We start from the raw sequence: 17,956 nt of genomic DNA on the forward strand, positions 1-17,956 counted from the left end.
TGTGATCGATCTGCGGTCCGACACGGTGACCCGGCCCACCGCCGGGATGCGCGAGGCGATGGCCACCGCCGAGGTCGGTGACGACGTCTACGGCGAGGACCCGACCGTCGCCGCGTTGGAGGCCGAGGTCGCCGCGCTCTTCGGGCACGAGGCGGCACTGTTCGCTCCGAGCGGCTCGATGGCCAACCAGATCGCCCTCCAGCTCGTCGTCCCGCCCGGGGACGAGCTGCTCTGCGACGCCGACGCGCACGTCGTCACGTACGAGATCGGGGCGGCGGCCGCGTACGGCGGAATCTCGTCGCGGACCTGGCCGGCGGTCGGCGCGGAGATCGACCCGGAGGTGGTCGCCGGCATGGTCCGGCCCGACGGCTACTTCGCCGTGCCCACCCGGGCGATCGCGGTCGAGCAGACCCACAACCGCCGTGGCGGCGGGGTGATCCCGCTGGCCACCCTGCGCGAGCTGCGCCGGGTCGCCGACGACAACGGCCTCGCCCTGCACTGCGACGGCGCCCGGATCTGGCACGCGCACGTCGCCGACGGCGTGCCGCTGGCCGAGTACGGCGCGCTCTTCGACACGCTGTCGGTCTGCCTCTCCAAGGGCCTCGGCGCGCCGGTCGGCTCCCTCGTCGTCGGCAGCGCCGAGAAGATCGCCCGGGCCCGGTTCGTCCGCAAGCGGATGGGCGGCGGGATGCGGCAGGTCGGCGTCCTCGCCGCCGCCGGCCGGTACGCCCTGGCCCACCACGTCGACCGGCTCGCCGAGGACCACGCCAAGGCGGCCCGGCTGGCCGAGGCGGTGGCCCCGTTCGGTGTGCTCGCCACCGCCGTGCGGACCAACATCGTCCCGCTGGACCTCACCAAGCACCCGCTCGACGCGAAGGCCCTCGCGGCCGCCGCCCGCGCCGAGGGCGTGCTGATCTCGGTGCTCGGCCCGCGCACCGCCCGCCTGGTCACCCACCTGGACGTCGACGACGCGGCGGTCGACCGCGCGGCGACCGTGCTCACCCGCGTCCTGCGCGGCTGACCCGCCCCACCTTGCCCTGTTCCCCGGGCCGGGGCGGGGGTCAGGGGTGGAGGCGCTTGAGGTTGGCGATGTCGGCCGCGTGTCCCTCGTGCTTCTCCGTGGGGGTCTCCACCACGATCGGGATGCCCGCGGTTGCCGGGTGGCGCATCAGCTCGGCGAACGCCGGCTCGCCGATGGTGCCCTTGCCGATGTTCTCGTGCCGGTCCCGGGTCGAGCCGCACAGGTCCTTCGAGTCGTTGGCGTGCACCAGCTTCAGCCGGCCCGGCCCGACCGTCGCCACCAGGGCGTCCAGCGCCGCGGTCATGCCGCCCTCGGCGGCCAGGTCGTGCCCGGCCGCCCAGGCGTGGCAGGTGTCGAAGCAGACCCCCAGCCCCGGGTGCCGGTCCACCGCGTCCAGGTAGGGGCCGAGCTGTTCCACCCGGGAGGCCAGCGACCGGCCCCCGCCCGCGCTCGGCTCGACCAGCAGCATCGGGCCGCCCATCGCCGCCGCATCGTCCAACAGCGGCAGCAGCGTCTCCCGGACCTGCCGCATCGCCGCCTCCGCGTGCCCGGCGTCCACCGCGCTGCCCGCGTGGAACACCACGCCCCGGGCGCCGATCGCCGCCCCCCGGCGCAGCGCGTGCGCCAGGGTCTGCGCCGACTTCTCGACCGTCGCCGGGGTGGGGGAGCCGAGGTTCACCAGCAGGGAAGCGTGGATGTAGACCGGCACGCCGCGCTCGGCGCAGCCGTCGCGGAACAGCGCGTCCTGGGCCGGGTCACCCGCGGGCAGCGCCCAGCCCCGGGAGTTCGAGACGTAGACCTGCACCACCTCGGAGCCGGCCGCCTCGACGTACGGCAGGGCAGCCTTCGCCAGACCGCCGGAGGTGGGGGTGTGCGAGCCGATCGGCCGGTGCGCGTTCACAGGCAGGTGATCGTGACCGGGGTGCCCGGAGGCACCTGCGAATTCTCGCCCGGGTTCTGGAAGCGGGCCACGCCGTTCGGGTTGAGCTGGATGTTGGTCGGGAAGCCCTGGCTCTCCAGCACCTGCTTCGCCTGCTGACAGGGCAGGTCGATCACCCGGGGGACGACGACCGCCGGCGGGCCCTTGCTGATCTCCAGCTTGACCTGGGCGCCCTTCTCCACACCGGCGCCGTCCGCCGGGCTCTGGCCGAGGACCTCGTCCTTCGGCTTGTCCGAGTCCTTGTACGTCTCCACCGGGGTCAACCCGAGCTGCGCCAGCGTCGTTCGGGCCTCGTTGATGTTCTTGCCGACCAGGTTCGGCACCGAGACCGGCGCCTTGCCCTTGCTCAGCACGACGGTGACCTTGCTGCCGGGCTTGACCACCGTGCCCACCTTCGGGTCGGTGGTCACCACCACCCCGGTGGGCAGGTTGTCGTCGTACCGGGCGGCGCCCTTGGCCACCACCAGCTTGGCGTCGGTCAGCTCCGCCTGGGCCAGCTCGAAGTCCTTGCCCACCACGTCGGGCACCGGCAGCCGTTCCGGCCCCAACGACAGGGTGAGCCTGATCGTGCCGCCCTTGACGATCCGGGTCGCGGAGACCGGGTCCTGGCCGAGCACGCTGTCCTTGGGCGCCTTCTCGTCGTACCGCGGCTCCGCGTAGGCGAGGGTGAAGCCGGCCCGGGCGGCCCGCGCCTCCGCGTCCGCCTTGCTCAGGCTCACCAACTGCGGGGCGACCGTGTACCGCCCCACCCCGAACCACCAGCCGCCGACGGCGGCCACCAGGCCGAGCACCACGGCCGCCGCGGCGATCGCCAGCCGGCCGCGGGGCGAGCCCATGACGCGGGTACGCAGCCCGGCCAGCCGGGCACCCACGTCGGCGTCCTCCGGCGCGGCCCGGCGGCGGTGCGAGCGCTGCCCGCCACCCTCGGGCAGCCGGGCCCAGGCGGGCCGCTCCGCGGGGCGGACGGCGGCCACCGCCATGGTCGGCTGGGACATCGGCGTCGTGTCGTCGCCGAGCCGCCGCAGCACGGCGGTGTGCGAGTTCGCGTTGCCCAGGTCGTCCCGGGCCACCTGGACCTCGGCCAGCAGCGCGCCGGCGTCGGCCGGCCGGGCCCCCGGATCCCGCCGGGTGGCGCGGGCGACCAGGTCGTCGAGCACCCGGGGCAGGCCGGGCACCAGCGTCGACGGGGCCGGCACGTCCCGGTCGACGTGCTGCCAGGCCACGTCCACCGGCCGGTCGCCGTCGTACGGGACCCGGCCGGTGAGCATCTCGAACAGCACGATCCCGGCCGAGTAGACGTCGGTGCGGGTGTCCGCGCGCCCCTCGGTGACCAGCTCCGGGGCGACGTACGCCACGGTGGCCATCAGCTGGTTGCCGTTCTCCTCCTCGGCGCTCGCCTCGACCGCCCGGGCCAGCCCGAAGTCGGCCACCTTGACGACGCTGTCCACCAGGTTGGCCGGGCCGCCGGTGGGCGCCTCGGCGACCAGCACGTTCTCCGGCTTGACGTCCCGGTGCACCAGGCCGGCCCGGTGGGCGGCGGCGATCGCGGCGAGCATCTGCTCGGCGATGGCCAGCGCCTCGTCCGGGTTGAGCCGGCGCCGCTCGGCGAGGACGTCGCGCAGGGTGCGGCCGCGGACGTACTCCATGACCAGGTAGGGGAGTCCGCCGTGGGTGCCCTGGTCGTAGACCGCGACCACGTTCGGGTGGGTCAGCCGGGCGATGGTCTTCGCCTCGTCGGTGAACCGCGCCACGAAGCCCGCCATCCGGGCCCGGGCCTCGGGGGCCTGGGTCGGATGAATGATCTTGACCGCCACGGTGCGCTCGAGGCGCTCGTCCGTGGCGGTGTACACGGTCGCCATGCCGCCGCGGGCCACGCGACCGCGAATGCGGTAGCGCCCGTCGATCAGCGAGCCCAGCAACGTGTCGGCGACCTGTGTGTCCATCGGCAGGCAGTCTATGTGTCGGGAGGGTGAAGGTTGAACAGGATGCTACAGCCGGGTTCCGACCTGCCCTGTCCCGCCGCGCTCGCCCCGCCCGCCGGGCGCCCGGCCGCCGCGTCGGACGGGGGTGCCGTTGCCGGGTCCGCACCGGGCACGTGGCAGGGTGGTCGGGTGACCGATTCCGTACCCGCCGACCAGGCCGCCACCGGCGCGGACCTGCCCGGACCGACCGACCCGGCCGCCTGGCTGACCCTGCCGGACGTCGCCGAACGGCTCGACCTGTCGATCAGCAAGGTCCACCAGATGATCCGGGACCGCGAACTTCTCGCGGTACGCCGCGACGGCGTCCGCCGGATCCCCGCCGACCTGGTGGCCAACCGCACCGTGCTCAAGCACCTGCCCGGCGTGCTCAACCTGCTCGCCGACGCCGGCTACGACGACGAGGCGGCGCTGCGCTGGCTCTACGAGGAGGATTCCACCCTCCCCGGGACCCCCGCCGTCGCCCTCGGCGGTGACCTGGCCCGCGAGGTCAAGCGCCGCGCCCAGGCCCTCGGCTTCTGACCCACCCCCGGCCCGGCCCCGGAGCGGGGCCGGGCCGGGCGCGGTGGGCGGGCCGGGGGCGGTGGGCGGGTCAGTCGGTGCGGCGGGTGGCGGCGATGGCGAGGTCGACGAGGGCCTGCCGGGCCTCGGTGTCCAGGTCGACCGTGGTGAGGGCGGCCAGGGCGCTCTCGGTCAGTGCGCCGATCCGCTGTTCGGTGCGGGCCAGCGCGCCGCTGTCGGTGATCAGTTCGCGCAGCCGGGCCACCCCGGCGCCGCCGAGCCCGGGGTCGCCGAGGCCGCCGAGCAGCAGCTCCCGGCCGGCGTCGTCGAGCGCCTCCAGGGCCGCCGCCACCAGGTAGGTCCGCTTCCCCTCGCGCAGGTCGTCGCCGGCCGGCTTGCCGGTCTGCGCCGGATCCCCGAAGACTCCCAGCACGTCGTCGCGGAGCTGGAACGCCTCGCCCAACGGCAGCCCGTACGCCGAGTACGCCGACCGCACCTCCGCCGGCGCGTCGGCCAGCGCGGCCCCGAGCAGCAGCGGCCGCTCGACCGTGTACTTCGCCGACTTGTAGCGGGCGACCTTGCCGGCCCGCTCCAGCGAGGTGTCCCCGGTCGCCTGGGTCAGCACGTCGAGGTACTGCCCGACGGTGACCTCGGTGCGCATCTCGTCGAAGACCGGCCGGGCCCGGGCCACCGTGCGCGGGTCGAGGCCGGCGGAGTGCAGCAGTTCGTCGGACCAGACCAGGCAGAGGTCGCCGAGGAGGATCGCGGCCGCGTCGCCGAACCCGTCCGGGTCGCCGCCCCAGCCGGCGGAGCGGTGCCGGGCGGCGAACCGCCGGTGCACCGCCGGCTCGCCGCGCCGGGTGTCCGAGCGGTCCATCAGGTCGTCGTGGATCAAGGCGCTGGCCTGCACGAACTCCAGCGCGGCGAGGGTGGTCACCACCTGGTCGGAGTCGACGCCCCCAGCACCCCGGTAACCCCAGTAGGCGAAGGCCGGCCGCAGCCGCTTCCCACCGCCCAGCACGAACGCCTCGATCGCCTCGGCGACCGGGGCGAGGGCGTCGTCGACACCGGTCATCCAGACGCGCTGGCCGGTGAGGAACTCGGTCAGGGCCTTGTCGATCCGCTGACGCAGGCCGGCGCGGTCGACGGGGGAAACGGAAGCAGCGTGGGTCACGCCCCGACGCTAGCCGGTCCCCGCTGGTCGCGTCGTGCCGCCATGTCGGCGCGCCGCGCGGCGCGCCGACATGGGCGGTCGGACGCGGGCCGGTCCGGGTGCGGCCGCCGCCCCGACCGGCAGGTTCGCCTGCGAAGACCTGACGAAGCTCAACCCGAACGATGCGGACGTACGCGCCCTCTACACACGGTTCATCGGATGGCCCGACAGGTTCCGTAGGCGCGACTGATGAACAGCCCAGGCAGCAGGACCCCAGCGGGTGGCCGCTGGGGTCCCTTTATGCGCTGGTCGAGCATGCTCGATGTCCGTAACGTCGAGGGCCGCTGTAGCACTCGCATCACGGTGGGGAAGCACCCGGGTACGACGCTCCGCCGCGCCGTGCTCGCAGGCTGGGAAGCTCCTGGGTACGACGTGCGCCGACCGATAGAGTCGGTACGTGGCGCTCGGTCTCCCCTCGGTCCTCCCGAATCCCCAGCCGGCGATCGGGGAGCTGATCCGTGCCGGTCAGCCGACCTTCTCCTTCGAGTTCTTCCCGCCCAAGACGGAGCAGGGGGAGCGGCTGCTCTGGCAGGCGATCCGCGAGCTGGAGTCGCTGCGCCCCTCGTTCGTGTCGATCACCTACGGCGCCGGCGGGTCGACCCGGGACACCACGGTCGCGGTGACCGAGCGGATCGCCACCGAGACCACCCTGCTGCCGATGGCGCACCTGACCGCGGTCAACCACTCCGTCGCCGAGTTGCGGCACGTCATCGGCCGGCTGGCCGGGGTCGGGGTGCGCAACGTGCTCGCCGTGCGGGGCGACCCGCCCGGCAACCCGGGCGGGGAGTGGGTGCCCCACCCGCAGGGCGTGCACTACGCCGAGGACCTCGTCCGGCTGGTCCGCGACGCCGGTGACTTCAGCGTCGGGGTGGCCGCCTTCCCGTACAAGCACCCGCGCTCGCCCGACGTGGCCAGCGACACCGCGCACTTCGTCCGCAAGTGCCAGGCGGGGGCCGAGTTCGCCATCACCCAGATGTTCTTCGACGCCGACGACTACCTGCGGCTGCGGGACCGGGTCTCGGCGGCCGGCTGCGACACCCCGATCCTGGCCGGGGTGATGCCGGTTACCCAGATCGGCACCATCGAGCGGTCCGTGCAGCTCTCCGGGGCGCCGTTCCCGCCCGCGCTGGCGGACCGGTTCGAGCGGGTCGCCGACGATCCGGAGGCGGTCCGCCGGCTCGGCATCGAGCAGGCCAGCGAGATGTGCGCGAAGCTGCTCGACGAGGGCGTGCCGGGGATCCACTTCATCACCCTCAATCGGTCCACCGCCACCCGCGAGGTCTGGCAGCACCTCCGGTCCAACGCTCGGGTGTGACCACCCGTCCGCCGACACCAGCACCGCCCTTCTACGGTTGACCCGTGGTGGGTACACAGCTGAACTGGGACCAGTACGCGACGGCGTGGGCGCGGCTGCACGGCGGGTTCGACCCCCGGGTGGCGGCGCCGGTGGTCCGCGCCTGGCTGCGCTTCGCCTACCACGTCGGGTACGTGCTGGGCCGGCTGCGGGTCGGCCCGACCCCGGTCACCGTGGTCGGGGTGCTGCTCTGCTTCTGCGTCCCGCTCCTCGTCGGCCGGTCGGGGGACGGGCCGTTCCTGGGGGCGCTGTTCGTGCTGCTCGCCGCGGTGGCGGACAGCGTCGACGGTGCGGTCGCGGTGGCGACCAACCGGACCACCCGGCTCGGCTACGTCTACGACTCGGTCGCCGACCGGCTGGGCGAGGCCGCCTGGCTGACCGCGTTCTGGCTGATCGGCGCGCCGGGCGCGCTGGTCGCCGCCGCCGGTGGCCTCTCCTGGCTGCACGAGTACGTCCGGGCCCGGGCGGTCTCCGCCGGCATGCGGGAAATCGGTGCGGTGACCGTGGGGGAGCGCCCCACCCGGGTCTGCGTGGCGCTGGTCGGGCTGCTGGTCTCCGGGTTGACCGGGCTGATCGACGTGGATCTCATCGCCGGCACGATCACGATGGCCACCACGGTGTGGGTGCTGCTGGCCGGCTTCGGCCTGGGGCAGCTCCTCTCCGCCGTCCGCCGCGCCCTGATCGACGCCGGCTGACCCGGCCGCACGGCTACCAGGCGGGGCCGATCTGGTCGGCGACGATCTGGGCGGACATGGTGACCATGGGCAGGCCGCCGCCGGGGTGGCTGGAGCCGCCGACCAGCCAGAGCCCGTGGGCCGGTCCCCGGTTGGCGGGGCGGAGCAGCCCGCCCGCAGTGCCGTAGATCGTTCCGCCCGGGGCGCCGGTCGCCGCGTCCAGGTCGGCCGGGGTACGGATCTCCCGGAACACCAGCCGGTCCCGCACGTCCACGCCCCGCTCGGCGAGCACGTCGAGGATCCGGTCGGCGTACGCCTCGGCGAGCCCCGGCCGGCGCCAGTCGACCGCGCCCGGGGCGGTGCCGTGCCGGGCGGCGTTGACCAGCACGAACCACGCCTCGTGCCCGTCCGGGCGGACCATCGGGTCGTCGGCGACGGTGACGAAGACGGTCGGGTCGACCGCCGGCCGGGCCCGGATCCCGCGCCCCGGGTCGCCGAAGACCGCGTCGAACTCGGCGTCGTGGTCGCGGGGGAAGAAGACGTTGTGGTGGGCCAGCCCGGAGTCGCCGCGTACGCCGAGCAGCAGCACGAAGCCGGCCAGGCTGCGGTCGGTCAGCCCGGCCAGCCGGCGGGGGTTGGGCAGCAGGTCCCGGTAGACGGTGAGCGCGTCGACGTTGGCCACCACCACGTCGGCGGGGACGGGCGCGGCGACACCGGCGAGACGTACGCCGTGGACCCGGCCACCCGTGGCGTCGATCCGGGTGACCGTGGCGCCGGTCTGCACGACCACGCCGAGGTCCAGGCAGCGGGAGAGCAGCGCGTCCGCGAGGGTGCCCAGCCCGCCGCGCAGGTACCAGCCGCCGAAGGTCAGCTCGGCGTAGGGGACGGCGACCAGCGCGGCCGGGGCCCGGCGCGGGTCGGCGCCGGTGTAGGTGGCGTACCGGTCGAGCAGCATCCGCAGCCGCGGGTCGGACAGGTGCTTGCGGCCCAGCCCGCGCAGGGTGCGGCCGGGCCCGATGGCGGCCAGGTCGCCCAGCCGCCAGGCCAGCGCGGCCAGGTCGCGGGGGGAGTCGACGGCGCGGCGCAGGATGTCCCGGTGCGACGCCTCCCAGACCCGGGCGGCGCGCCGCCAGAGCCGCTGCCAGTCGGCGGCGGCCCGGTCGTCGAGGGCGGCGCCGATCCGGGCGGCGAACTCGACCGGGTCGGCGCAGGAGTCCAGGGTGGGCCCGTCGCCGGGAAAGACGTGCCGGACGATCGGTTCCAGCGGCGTCAGGTCGAGGTACTCGTCGAGCTTGGCCCCGGTCGCCTCGAACAGGTCGTGGAAGACCTGGGGCAGGGTGAGCAGGCTCGGCCCGGTGTCGAAGTGGAACGACCCCGCCGGGGTGTCGTGGACGTACCGGCCGAGCTTGCCGCCGACGGTGTCGGCCCGCTCGAAGACGGTGACCTCGTGCCCGGTGACGGCCAGCCGGGCGGCGGTGGCGAGGCCACCCACGCCGGCGCCGATGACCACGATCCGCGCCATGCCGCGCCTCCTAGCTGACCGGGCGGCCCCGCCAGGACAGCCGGCGCCGCTTCCGCAGATGGTACGACCGAAATGTCAGCCAACCGAGGACCCCGACCGACACGGGGTGTGCCAGCGCGTCGGGCCAGGCCCGCCCGCCGGTGGCCCGGGCGCTGGCCGCCCGCCCGGCGACGCCGAGCAGGTAGGCGAGGACCGCGAGGGCGGCCACCGCCGGCGCGCCGGCCAACACCGCTCCCACCGCGACCAGCGGGGGAGCGGTGTAGAGCAGGAGCAGCACGGTCACCACCGCGGCCGCCGCGAGCGGGTGGCCGAAGGAGGCCCAGAGCGACTTGGTGTAGCCGTCGCGCAGCTGTGGCCAGGTTTCGTACATCCGGCAGGCGGCCAGCTTCGAGCCGTCGGCGAGGGCGATCCGGCCGCCGGAGCGTTTCACCGCCCGGGCCAGCTCGATGTCCTCGAGGACCTTGTCGGCGACCGCCGCGTGCCCACCGGCCCGCAGGTAGCCGGCCCTGTCGACGACGAGGAACTGCCCGCCGGCCGCCGCGAGGGAGGGCCGCGGCGAGCGTTCCATCGCGCGCAGCGGCAGGAAGGTCAGCCACAGCCACTGCAGCAGCGGCTGCACCAGCCGGTCGGCCGCCGTCCGCACCAGGATCCGGGGGTACGGCGACAGCAGCGCCGCCCGGGCCGCGCGCAACTCGGTGACCGCGGCCGCGACGGCGTACGGGGCGAGCGCCACGTCGGCGTCGACGAAGGCCAGGACGGTGGCGGCCGGGTCGGTCCGGGTGGCGAGCTGCCAGCAGGCGTGCGGCTTGCCCAGCCAGCCGGGCGGCGGGGCGACCCCGGCGAGCAGGGTGAGTCGCGGGTCGTCACCGGCCACCACGCGGACCACGTCGGCGGTGCCGTCGGTGGACCCGTCGTCGAGCACCACGATCCGCAGGTCGGGCACGCCCCGCTGGGCGAGCAGCGCGCGCAGGCACGGCGCCACCCGGTCGGCCTCGTCGCGCAGCGGCAGCAGCACCGCCACCGGTTCGGTCACCTCGACCGGACCGGCGTCGGGGCGGCGCAGCCAGCGGGCGCCGTTGACCCAGGTGTGCGCAGTGAGCGCGGCGACCGTGAGGACGAGCGCGACGACGGCGGTCATGCCGCCGCGTCGACGCCGGGGCGTGGCGCCGGGTGCGGCTGCCGGCGGTCGGCGCCGTCGCGCCGAGCGCGCCGGAGCGTCACCGCCAGGGGCACGGCGGTCACCGCCATGCCGACCGCGCCCCAGACCGCCGAGGCGGGCAGCCGGAGGAAGACGGCGTGGGCCAGCACGCTGGAGAAGTACGTCCACAGGTAGAGCGCGAACATCGGCGCGTCCCGCCCGTCGGCGCGGTCGGCGGTGGCCCCGGCGAGGGGGCGCAGCGCGGCCGTCAGCAGCACCGCGAAGAGCAGCCAGCCGAGGTAGTTGCTGACCGGGATGCCGGGCAGCCCGGGCAGCGCCGGGGTGGCGTCCCGCCACACCCAGTACCCCTCGGCCACCATCTGCGGGTCGAGGAAGAGGTCCCAGGTGGCCAGCCCGATCGCGGCCAGCGCGATCCGCCCGGGTCGGGACGGGGTGAGCCGGACCGCGGCCAGCCAGGCCGGCCAGGCCATCCAGGTCCAGGCGAGCGGGATGATCAGCGGCACCCCGGCCAGCTTCGGCCCCAGCTCCCCGGAGTAGTCGTAGCTGCCGAACGGGACGCTGGTGGCCACTCCGACCGCCTCGATCGCGAACCCGCCGCCGGTGGCCACCGCGATCAGCGCCCCCGCCGTCCGCGCGCCCCGGGACAGCAGCGCGTGGCCGACGGAGAGCAGCCAGCCGAGCACGACGGTGGCCACGGTCAGCCCGGCCCGGGTCGCGCCGCCGGTGAGCGGGTAGCAGATCTGGGCGAGGACCAGGACGACCAGCAGCGCCCAGGGCAGTCGCCGCCGGATCACGGCGCGGGTGGGCCGGGCGCGGCGCGGGGGCCTGGCGGGGGCAGCGGCAGGTCCCGGCCGAGCACGCCGAACGCCCGCTCGTCGCCGGGAAAATGGAAGTGGCGCAGGATGTCGACGAAGCCGAACCGGCGGTACAGCCGCCACGCCCGGGACTTCTGTTCGTCGGCCTCCGGCGTGGAGAGCAGGGTGGTCGTCCCCTCCGCCATGCTGAGCAGGGCGCGCAGCTGGCCGGCGCCCAGGCCGTGCCCCTGCGCGGGCGGCCGGACGTGCAGCTCCACCACCTCGAAGCAGTGGGTCAGCCACCGGCGCCGGGCGTCGGCGTCCAGCGCCCGGTGCACCTGGTCGTGCCACCACTGGCCGGCGGCGCCGAGGTAGCCGTACCCGAAGCCGGCCAGGTGGCCCTCGGTGGTGAGGCTGGCGACGGCCCGGAAGCCGGGGCGGCGGACGTGGGTGGCGATGTAGCCGCGCCGGGCCTCCAGCAGGTCGGCGCGGTAGCCCATGGCCTCGCCGTAGACGGCCACCACGTCGTCCAGCCGCCGGACCAGATCGTCCGGCGTCCAGCGCACCAACCTCATGCGTGTCCTCTCGCCGTTTCCGGGTCGCCCTCGGTGGCCCACCCGAGCACCGTCCGGTCGCCGATCACGTCGCGCACCTCGAACCGCGCGAAGAGTTCCTCCGCGTACCACCCCTCGGTGGGGGTGCGCGTGATCGCGGCGCGGTGCTCCGGGTGACGGTACGCGAACGCCACCAGGTCCGCCGGATCTCGCCACACGCTCACCGTGCCCTGCCAGCCCAGCGGGGCCTCGCCGACGCCGAACCGGGCGAGCAGCCCGGGCGCGGCGTGCAGGGCGGCGGCGACCGGCGGGATCGCCCGCCAGAAGGTGACCGCCCGGCGGGCCCGCAGCCGGGCCCGGGTCAGCGCCAGCACCGGCCCGTCGACCCGGTCGCCGGGCGGGTCGCCGAAGGGGCGGACGCCGGACCATTCGCCGCGGCTGGTCAGCGGGCGCAGCTCCATCCGGGCCGACCCGCGGGCGATCCGGGCCCACGAGCGGCCCACCGGCGAGTCGTCGAAGCGGGCCGCCGCGGCGGGGGAGTCCCAGACCACCAGCGCGGCCCACCGGGTCAGGTCGGCGTCGCCGGGACCGAAACCGGTGCCGGTCCCGGTGCCGAGCAGCTTGCCGAACCGTACGCCGGGGGTGCGGCGCAGCCGGAGCGGGTGCACCGCCATCCGGGCCAGCGCCCGGGGCGCCGCGGTGCGGGGGATCCGCCACACGTGCAGCGTGACCAGTTCGGGAGTGCTCACGCCACCTCGGCCGGGGTCCCGGCGGTGATCCGCAGCAGCTCCGCGTACGTGGTCGGGAAGACCGCCTGCGGGACCCCGCCGGCGGCCCACACCTCGTCGTAGCCGGCAAGGTCGGTGTCGACGAGGGTGCGCAGCGGTCGCGGGTGGCCGACCGGGCCGACGCCGCCGATGACCTGGCCGGTGTGTTCCTTGACGAACTCGGGGGTGGCCCGGCGCAGCCGGGTGACCCCGATGGAGGCGGCCAGGCCGGCGACGTCCACCCGGTGCGCGCCGGAGATGAGCACCAGCAGGGGGGCGTCGTCCGCGTCGAAGATCAGCGAGTTGGCGATGGCGCCCACGCCGACGCCGAGCGCCTCGGCCGCCGCCGCGGCGGTGTGCACCGCCTCGGGCAGCAGGCGGACCTGGCTGGCGCCGCCGGTGCCGTCCCGCGCGCCCGCGTCGTCGAGCGCCCGTTGCACCGCCTGCACGTTCGGGTGTGGCTGCATGCGGTCATTCTCCCCGGTCCACCACCCTCCGGTTCACCCGGCCACGCCGTCTGTCCCACCCCCGGGCCACCCGGGAGGGAGGGAGGGGGTCAGGGGTGGCGGGTTTTGATCAGGAGGTCGACGCCGTCGAGGATGCGGGCCAGTCCGAAGTCGAGGGCCTGGTCCTGGGCGGCGTGCGCGGCCGCCGACGCCACCGCGGCGATCAGCGCGGGAAAGCGCTCCTCCCGGCCCTTGAGTAGGGCCGCCAGGCCGGATTGCAGCGCCTGCTCCGGCGCGCCGGTGTCCATCGCCGACACCTGCTGGGCCAGGTTGCGGGCGTGCCCGAGCAGGAGCACCGCGACGTCCAGCATCTCGCCGCCGTTGAGGCCGGTGCCGGTGAGGGCGGCGAGGGCCCGTTCCAGCCAGCCGAGCTCGTTCGGGCCCATGACGCGCGCGCCGACGGTGGCCGCCAGGGCCCAGGGATGCCGCCGGAAGCGGTCGAACAGCTGCCGGGCCCAGTCGTCGAGCTGGTCGCGCCAGCCGGCGCCCTCCGGTGGCGCGGGGGGTTCGCCCACCGCCGTCTCGATCATGAGGGCGACCAGCTCCGCCTTGCCGGGGACGTAGCGGTACAGCGCCATCTTGGTCACGTCCAGGGATTCGGCGACCCGCTGCATGGTCAGGCCGTCGAGCCCGTCGGCGTCGGCGATCGCGATGCCGGCCCGGGCGATCGCCGCCAGGGTGAGCGTGGGGCGCGGCCCACGTCTCGGCATGCTGGGCGTCCCCCACAGCAGCTCGATGACCTTCCGCTTGTCGGCCGCGCCGCCGGCGTCCGCCCGGTCCATGGTTCTCCCGTCGATCGGTCTTGTCGGGGACGAAAACTGTGTCTACAGTACGCTGTGTCCAACGGACACAGTTTAACTCCCGGGGGGAAAACCATGTCTCACACCCTTCCGCTGCGCGGCCAACGCGTCCTGGTCTCCGGGGCCGGGGTCGCCGGGCCGGCGCTGGCCTGGTGGCTGGCCCGCTACGGCGCCGAGGTCACCGTGGTCGAGCTGGCCCCGGCGCTGCGCGCCAGCGGCTTCGCGGTCGACTTCCGCGGCCCCACCCACCTCGGCGTGCTGGCCGCCATGGGCGTGCTCGACGAGCTGCGCGCCGGGCAGACCCACGCCGGGGCGATCAGCTGCGTGGACGAGCACGACCGGGAGATCTTCCGGCTGCCGGCCGAGTTCGCCGGGGGCGAGCTGGAGGTCTACCGCCGGGACCTCTCCCGGATCCTGTACGAGCACGGCGCCGACCGGGTGGAGTACCTGTTCGGGGACGTGATCACCGCCCTCGCCGAGACCGCCGACGGAGTACGCGTCGACTTCGCCCGCGCCGCGTCGCGCACCGTCGACCTGGTGGTCGGCGCGGACGGGCTGCACTCGGGCGTACGGCGGCTCGTCCTCGGCCCGGAGGCGGCGTACGTGCGGCACCTCGGCTACCACCTGGCCGGCTGGGACCTGCCCAACGAGCTGGGGGTGGGCGCCGTCCCCCGGCAGTACAACGTCCCCGGGCGGATGGCCAGCGTCGCCGCCGACCAGCGCGACCCGGACCGGGCCGGTGCCCTCGTCGTCTTCGCCGCACCCCGGCTCGACCTCGACTGGCGCGACCTCGACCAGCAGAAGAAGCTCATCGCGGACGCCTTCGCCGGGCTGGGCTGGCACGTGCCGCACCTGCTGACCGGCCTGCGCGACGCGCCGGAACTGTACTTCGACTCGATCAGCCGGGTGAGCGTGCCCCGTTGGCACACCGGCCGGACGGTGTTGCTCGGCGACGCGGCCTGGGGCGTCACGCTCGGCGGGATGGGCGTCGGCACCGGCGTCGTCGGCGCGTACGTGCTGGCCGGCGAGCTGGCCCTGGCCGGCGGCGACCACCGGGTCGCCTTCCCCGCGTACGAGAGCCGGCTGCGCGGCTACGCGATGCGCTGGCAGCGGGGCGCCAGCCCGGGCCGGTTCCTCGCCCCCGCCACCGGGTGGGGGCTGTGGCTGCGCAACCGGCTGCTGGCCACCCGGCCGGTCCAGTCGATGCTCCTGCGCAGCACCGGCTCGCTGGCCACCGATCTCGACCTGCCCGACTATCCGTCGCGGGTCTGAGCCGCCGGTCGGGTTCCGGGCCAGTTCGGGGTGGCCCGGACCCGACCGGCGGCGTCCACCAGCAGGCCGGCGTACCCGTCGAGGGTGGCCAGCCAGTCGAGCGCGTCCGCGCCCCGGGCGACGGCCGCGGTCGCGTACACGTCGGCCCAGAGCAGGTCGGGCCCGACCACGGTGACCGACCGGACGGCCTCCGCGGGCCGGCCGGCGTGCGGGTCCACGATGTGCGCGCCGCGCCGCGAGGTCCCCGACGTGGCGACCGCGCCGCGCTCCCGCTCCAGCACGTCGAGCAGCCGCTCGGGACGCCCGGGGTCCTCCACCCCGACCCGTCAGGTGGGCCGGCCCGGCGCGGCCCACAGCAGCACGTCCCCGCCGGCGTTGAGGCAGAGGTCGTGGTCGGGCAGGTCGGCCAGCCACCGCGCGGCCCGCTCCACCGCCCAGCCCTTGACCAGGCCGGACGGGTCGAAGCCGGTGCCGCCGGTGGGCAGCGGCAGGCGGTCGGCGTCGAACCACCCGTCGGTCCGCAGCCGGGCCAGCTCGCAGAGCTCCACCACCTCGCGTACGAGCGGCTCGGCGGTGGCCGGGTCGGGCCGTCGGCCGCCGAGCCGGCCCAGCACGCTCTCCAGCCGGTACGTGCTGAACACCGCGTCGACCTCCCGCAGCTCGGCGAAGACCCGCTCCACCCGCTCCGCCACCGGGTCCGTGCGCACCCGCGGTCCGCGCAGGTGCACGCTGACCGGCAGCCCCATCACCTGCACCACCCAGGCCCGCCGGTCCAGCTCCGCGGTCAGGTTCATCGTCGCCACCCCGCTCACTTCAGGTGCGCCGCGTCGATCGCGGACTGGAGGGACTCGCGGTAGCCGTCGCTGGTGACGGTGGCCCCGGAGACGGTGTCGATCTGCGCGCTCTGCGCGGCGAGGGCCGACTGCCGCAGGATCGGCACCGCGTAGTCGTTGATCTCCTGGTCCCGGCGGTTGCCGTCCGGCACCTGCACAGCGGTGACGTCGGTGATCTTGCCGCCGGAGACGGTGATCCGGACCTGCACCGGCCCCCACCGGGTCTGCGCCACCGACCCGGTGGCCTTCCCGTTGGCCGAGGAGCCGTTGGACGACGAGCCGTTGGACGACGAGCCGCTCGAGTCCGAGCCGCCCGAGTCCGAGCCGCCCGAGTCGTCGGTCGCGGACCAGGAGCCCGCCGCGGAGCCGTCGGAGCGGGCGATCGCGCTGCTCTCCCCGCCGGGGCCCATCGTGCTGGTCTTGTAGCTGAACAGCAGCACCAGGGCGGCCACGGTGGAGAGCAGCCAGACGGTGATCCGTCGCATGGATTCTCCCTTCGCGCCTGTCACCAGGCGAAGCGTTCGTGATGGGTGTGCGCGTCGGGCACCCCCGCCGCCCGGGTCGCGACGCGGGCCGCCTCGACCCAGCCGTCCGGGCCGCAGAGGAAGACGTCGTGACCGGCGATGCCGGGGGAGAGCCGGCGCAGTGCCTCCGCGTCGGGCAGCCCCTCGGCGTAGGCGGGCAGCCACGCCGGCCGCCGGGCCCGGGGGCCGACCAGGTGGTGCACGACCACCCCGCGCTCCGCCGCGAGCCGGTCCAGCTCCGCGGGAAAGGCCAGCTCCTCGGGGGTACGCGCGCGGTAGAGCAGCACCGCCTCGCCCGGGGCGTACGGCAGCTCCCAGAGCAGCGCCAGCAGCGGGGTGATCCCGACGCCGCAGGCGAGCATGGTGACCCCGCCGCCGCGCCAGTGCTCCCCGGTCAGCCGCCCGTACGGCCCCTCCAGCAGCACCCGAGTGCCGGGGCGCAGGGTGGCCACCCGGGTGCTGTCGTCCCCGAGGTCCTTGACCGTGATCCGCATCAGGTCCCCGGACGGGGGCGCCGACAGCGAGTACGGGTGCGCCCGGGACCAGCCGGGGCCGTCCAGGAACCGCCAGAGGAAGAACTGCCCGGCCCGGGCGGGCAGCCGGTGCAGGTCACGCCCGCGCAGCCAGACCGAGGTGATGCCGGGGGCCTCGGGGACCACCGCGGCCACCTCGACCCGGTGCCGCAGCGAGCGCCAGGCCGGCAGGCCGAGTCGGAAGACCAGCACGCTGGCCAGCGCGAGCAGGTACACCGTCCACCAGTAGGCGCGGGCGGCCGCCGAGTCGACGAAGTCGGCCCCGGTCCAGAGCTGGTGCGGCAGCGCCAGGGCGATGCCGAGGTACGCGTACAGGTGCAGCAGGTGCCAGGACTCGTAGCGCAGCCGGCGCCGGGCCGCGCGGACCGAGGTCACCACCACCAGCACCAGCAGGGCCAGCGCCGCGGTGGCCAGCAGCATCCCCGGGTACGTCGTGACCAGGTCCCAGGTCTCGACCAGCACGTTGCGCCGGGCGGTCCCGGCGTACCCGAGGGTGGTCAGCACCACGTGGGCGAGGAGCAGGTGGAACGAGGTGAAGCCGGCGAGCCGGTGCCAGCGGGCGATCCGGTCCTGACCGAAGCGCCGCTCGATCAGCGGCACCCGGGCCATCAGCACCACCTGGATGAGCATCAGGTCGGCGCTGAGCAGGCCGGTGAGCCGGCCGAGCGAGGTGAGGCCGGTGGCGAGGCCGCCGAACAGCTCCTGCACCCCCCGGTCCGCGGTCCAGAGCGCGGTGACGACCAGCAGGCTGAGCACGGCCGCGCTGCCCGCGACGTCGGCCCACCAGCCGGGGACCGCCGGGAGGGCGCGACGCGTGGCTCGCCGCTCGGCGACGGCGGCGGTCACCGGACGGTCGGTTCGGTACGGCTGGCGATGTTCATGGGATCAACCCTGCGATGACCACCTCCGTACCGCCTTTGCCGTTGCTGTGCGTGGCCTGAGAATCCGCAGCGACCGACGGCATGGCGGTCGGACCCGGTGGATCCGCTCCGGTCCCGACCCGACCGCGT

Annotated in this window: 19 protein-coding genes; 5 read left to right on the forward strand and 14 right to left on the reverse strand. The window is 75.3% G+C overall.

What is annotated here, in order from left to right:
• The first annotated feature begins 1 nt into the window (after position 1).
• Complete coding sequence (locus GA0070613_RS17870) at positions 2-1,021, forward strand: threonine aldolase family protein (RefSeq protein ID WP_089016025.1); 1,020 nt, start codon at positions 2-4, stop codon at positions 1,019-1,021.
• Positions 1,022-1,061: 40 nt separating this feature from the next.
• Here GA0070613_RS17870 and GA0070613_RS17875 read toward each other — a convergent pair whose 3' ends face one another.
• Positions 1,062-1,922: a deoxyribonuclease IV gene (locus GA0070613_RS17875; protein WP_172875844.1), complete on the reverse strand. Its 861-nt coding sequence runs from the start codon at positions 1,920-1,922 to the stop codon at positions 1,062-1,064.
• Positions 1,919-3,904, reverse strand: a complete 1,986-nt coding sequence (gene pknB / locus GA0070613_RS17880) for a Stk1 family PASTA domain-containing Ser/Thr kinase (protein ID WP_089013342.1) — start codon at positions 3,902-3,904, stop codon at positions 1,919-1,921. Before pknB ends, GA0070613_RS17875 begins: the two co-directional genes overlap by 4 nt.
• Positions 3,905-4,072: 168 nt before the next feature.
• Between pknB and GA0070613_RS17885 the strand changes: the two genes are divergently transcribed.
• Positions 4,073-4,462 (forward strand): Rv2175c family DNA-binding protein, encoded by a 390-nt coding sequence (locus GA0070613_RS17885; RefSeq protein ID WP_089013343.1) that lies wholly within the window; start codon positions 4,073-4,075, stop codon positions 4,460-4,462.
• A gap of 70 nt (positions 4,463-4,532) precedes the next feature.
• On the opposite strand, the gene GA0070613_RS17890 is transcribed toward GA0070613_RS17885, so the two are convergent.
• Positions 4,533-5,615, reverse strand: a complete 1,083-nt coding sequence (locus tag GA0070613_RS17890) for a polyprenyl synthetase family protein (RefSeq protein ID WP_089013344.1) — start codon at positions 5,613-5,615, stop codon at positions 4,533-4,535.
• A 436-nt stretch (positions 5,616-6,051) separates the two neighbouring features.
• Between GA0070613_RS17890 and metF the strand changes: the two genes are divergently transcribed.
• Positions 6,052-6,969 (forward strand): methylenetetrahydrofolate reductase [NAD(P)H], encoded by a 918-nt coding sequence (gene metF / locus GA0070613_RS17895; RefSeq protein WP_089013345.1) that lies wholly within the window; start codon positions 6,052-6,054, stop codon positions 6,967-6,969.
• A 44-nt stretch (positions 6,970-7,013) separates the two neighbouring features.
• The gene (locus tag GA0070613_RS17900) at positions 7,014-7,703 is read left to right on the forward strand and encodes a CDP-alcohol phosphatidyltransferase family protein (protein ID WP_089013346.1); all 690 of its coding nucleotides are present in this window, start codon (positions 7,014-7,016) and stop codon (positions 7,701-7,703) included.
• A 13-nt stretch (positions 7,704-7,716) separates the two neighbouring features.
• Here GA0070613_RS17900 and GA0070613_RS17905 read toward each other — a convergent pair whose 3' ends face one another.
• The 7 genes from GA0070613_RS17905 to GA0070613_RS17935 form a co-directional block, all read right to left on the reverse strand.
• Entirely contained in the window at positions 7,717-9,204 is a 1,488-nt protein-coding gene (locus tag GA0070613_RS17905; RefSeq protein WP_089013347.1) for a phytoene desaturase family protein, read from the reverse strand.
• 10 nt (positions 9,205-9,214) lie between these two features.
• On the reverse strand, positions 9,215-10,342 hold the full coding sequence (locus tag GA0070613_RS17910) for a glycosyltransferase (protein ID WP_089013348.1): 1,128 nt from the start codon (positions 10,340-10,342) through the stop codon (positions 9,215-9,217).
• Positions 10,339-11,154 (reverse strand): carotenoid biosynthesis protein, encoded by an 816-nt coding sequence (locus GA0070613_RS17915; RefSeq protein WP_408631007.1) that lies wholly within the window; start codon positions 11,152-11,154, stop codon positions 10,339-10,341. The genes GA0070613_RS17910 and GA0070613_RS17915 overlap by 4 nt, the downstream gene beginning before the upstream one ends.
• A complete protein-coding gene (locus GA0070613_RS17920; RefSeq protein ID WP_089013350.1) occupies positions 11,154-11,732 on the reverse strand; it encodes a GNAT family N-acetyltransferase in 579 nt (192 codons plus the stop codon). Before GA0070613_RS17920 ends, GA0070613_RS17915 begins: the two co-directional genes overlap by 1 nt.
• Entirely contained in the window at positions 11,729-12,460 is a 732-nt protein-coding gene (locus GA0070613_RS17925) for a monooxygenase (RefSeq protein ID WP_089013351.1), read from the reverse strand. The genes GA0070613_RS17920 and GA0070613_RS17925 overlap by 4 nt, the downstream gene beginning before the upstream one ends.
• Positions 12,457-12,945 carry a YbaK/EbsC family protein gene (locus tag GA0070613_RS17930; RefSeq protein ID WP_089013352.1) on the reverse strand — a complete coding sequence of 163 codons (489 nt, stop codon included), beginning with the start codon at positions 12,943-12,945 and terminating at the stop codon, positions 12,457-12,459. Before GA0070613_RS17930 ends, GA0070613_RS17925 begins: the two co-directional genes overlap by 4 nt.
• 89 nt (positions 12,946-13,034) lie before the next feature.
• Positions 13,035-13,766, reverse strand: coding sequence for a TetR/AcrR family transcriptional regulator (locus GA0070613_RS17935; RefSeq protein WP_089013353.1), 732 nt, complete (start codon positions 13,764-13,766; stop codon positions 13,035-13,037).
• Positions 13,767-13,859: 93 nt separating this feature from the next.
• Here GA0070613_RS17935 and GA0070613_RS17940 point away from each other — a divergent pair, with 93 nt between their 5' ends.
• Entirely contained in the window at positions 13,860-15,056 is a 1,197-nt protein-coding gene (locus GA0070613_RS17940; protein ID WP_089013354.1) for an FAD-dependent monooxygenase, read from the forward strand.
• Here the strand turns inward: GA0070613_RS17940 and GA0070613_RS17945 are convergent.
• Genes GA0070613_RS17945 through GA0070613_RS17960 form a run of 4 tightly spaced genes read right to left on the reverse strand, consistent with a single transcriptional unit; the run spans position 15,038 to position 17,792 of the window.
• Positions 15,038-15,373: an FAD:protein FMN transferase gene (locus GA0070613_RS17945; RefSeq protein WP_089013355.1), complete on the reverse strand. Its 336-nt coding sequence runs from the start codon at positions 15,371-15,373 to the stop codon at positions 15,038-15,040. The genes GA0070613_RS17940 and GA0070613_RS17945 overlap by 19 nt on opposite strands.
• Before the next feature lie 9 nt (positions 15,374-15,382).
• Positions 15,383-15,850, reverse strand: coding sequence for an FAD:protein FMN transferase (locus GA0070613_RS17950; protein WP_157746380.1), 468 nt, complete (start codon positions 15,848-15,850; stop codon positions 15,383-15,385).
• Positions 15,851-15,864: 14 nt separating this feature from the next.
• A complete protein-coding gene (locus tag GA0070613_RS17955) occupies positions 15,865-16,374 on the reverse strand; it encodes an FMN-binding protein (RefSeq protein ID WP_089013357.1) in 510 nt (169 codons plus the stop codon).
• Positions 16,375-16,394: 20 nt separating this feature from the next.
• Entirely contained in the window at positions 16,395-17,792 is a 1,398-nt protein-coding gene (locus tag GA0070613_RS17960) for a ferredoxin reductase family protein (RefSeq protein ID WP_089013358.1), read from the reverse strand.
• Positions 17,793-17,956 lie beyond the last annotated feature (164 nt).

This window comes from Micromonospora inositola (genome assembly GCF_900090285.1).
Classification (GTDB): Bacteria; Actinomycetota; Actinomycetes; order Mycobacteriales; family Micromonosporaceae; genus Micromonospora; species Micromonospora inositola.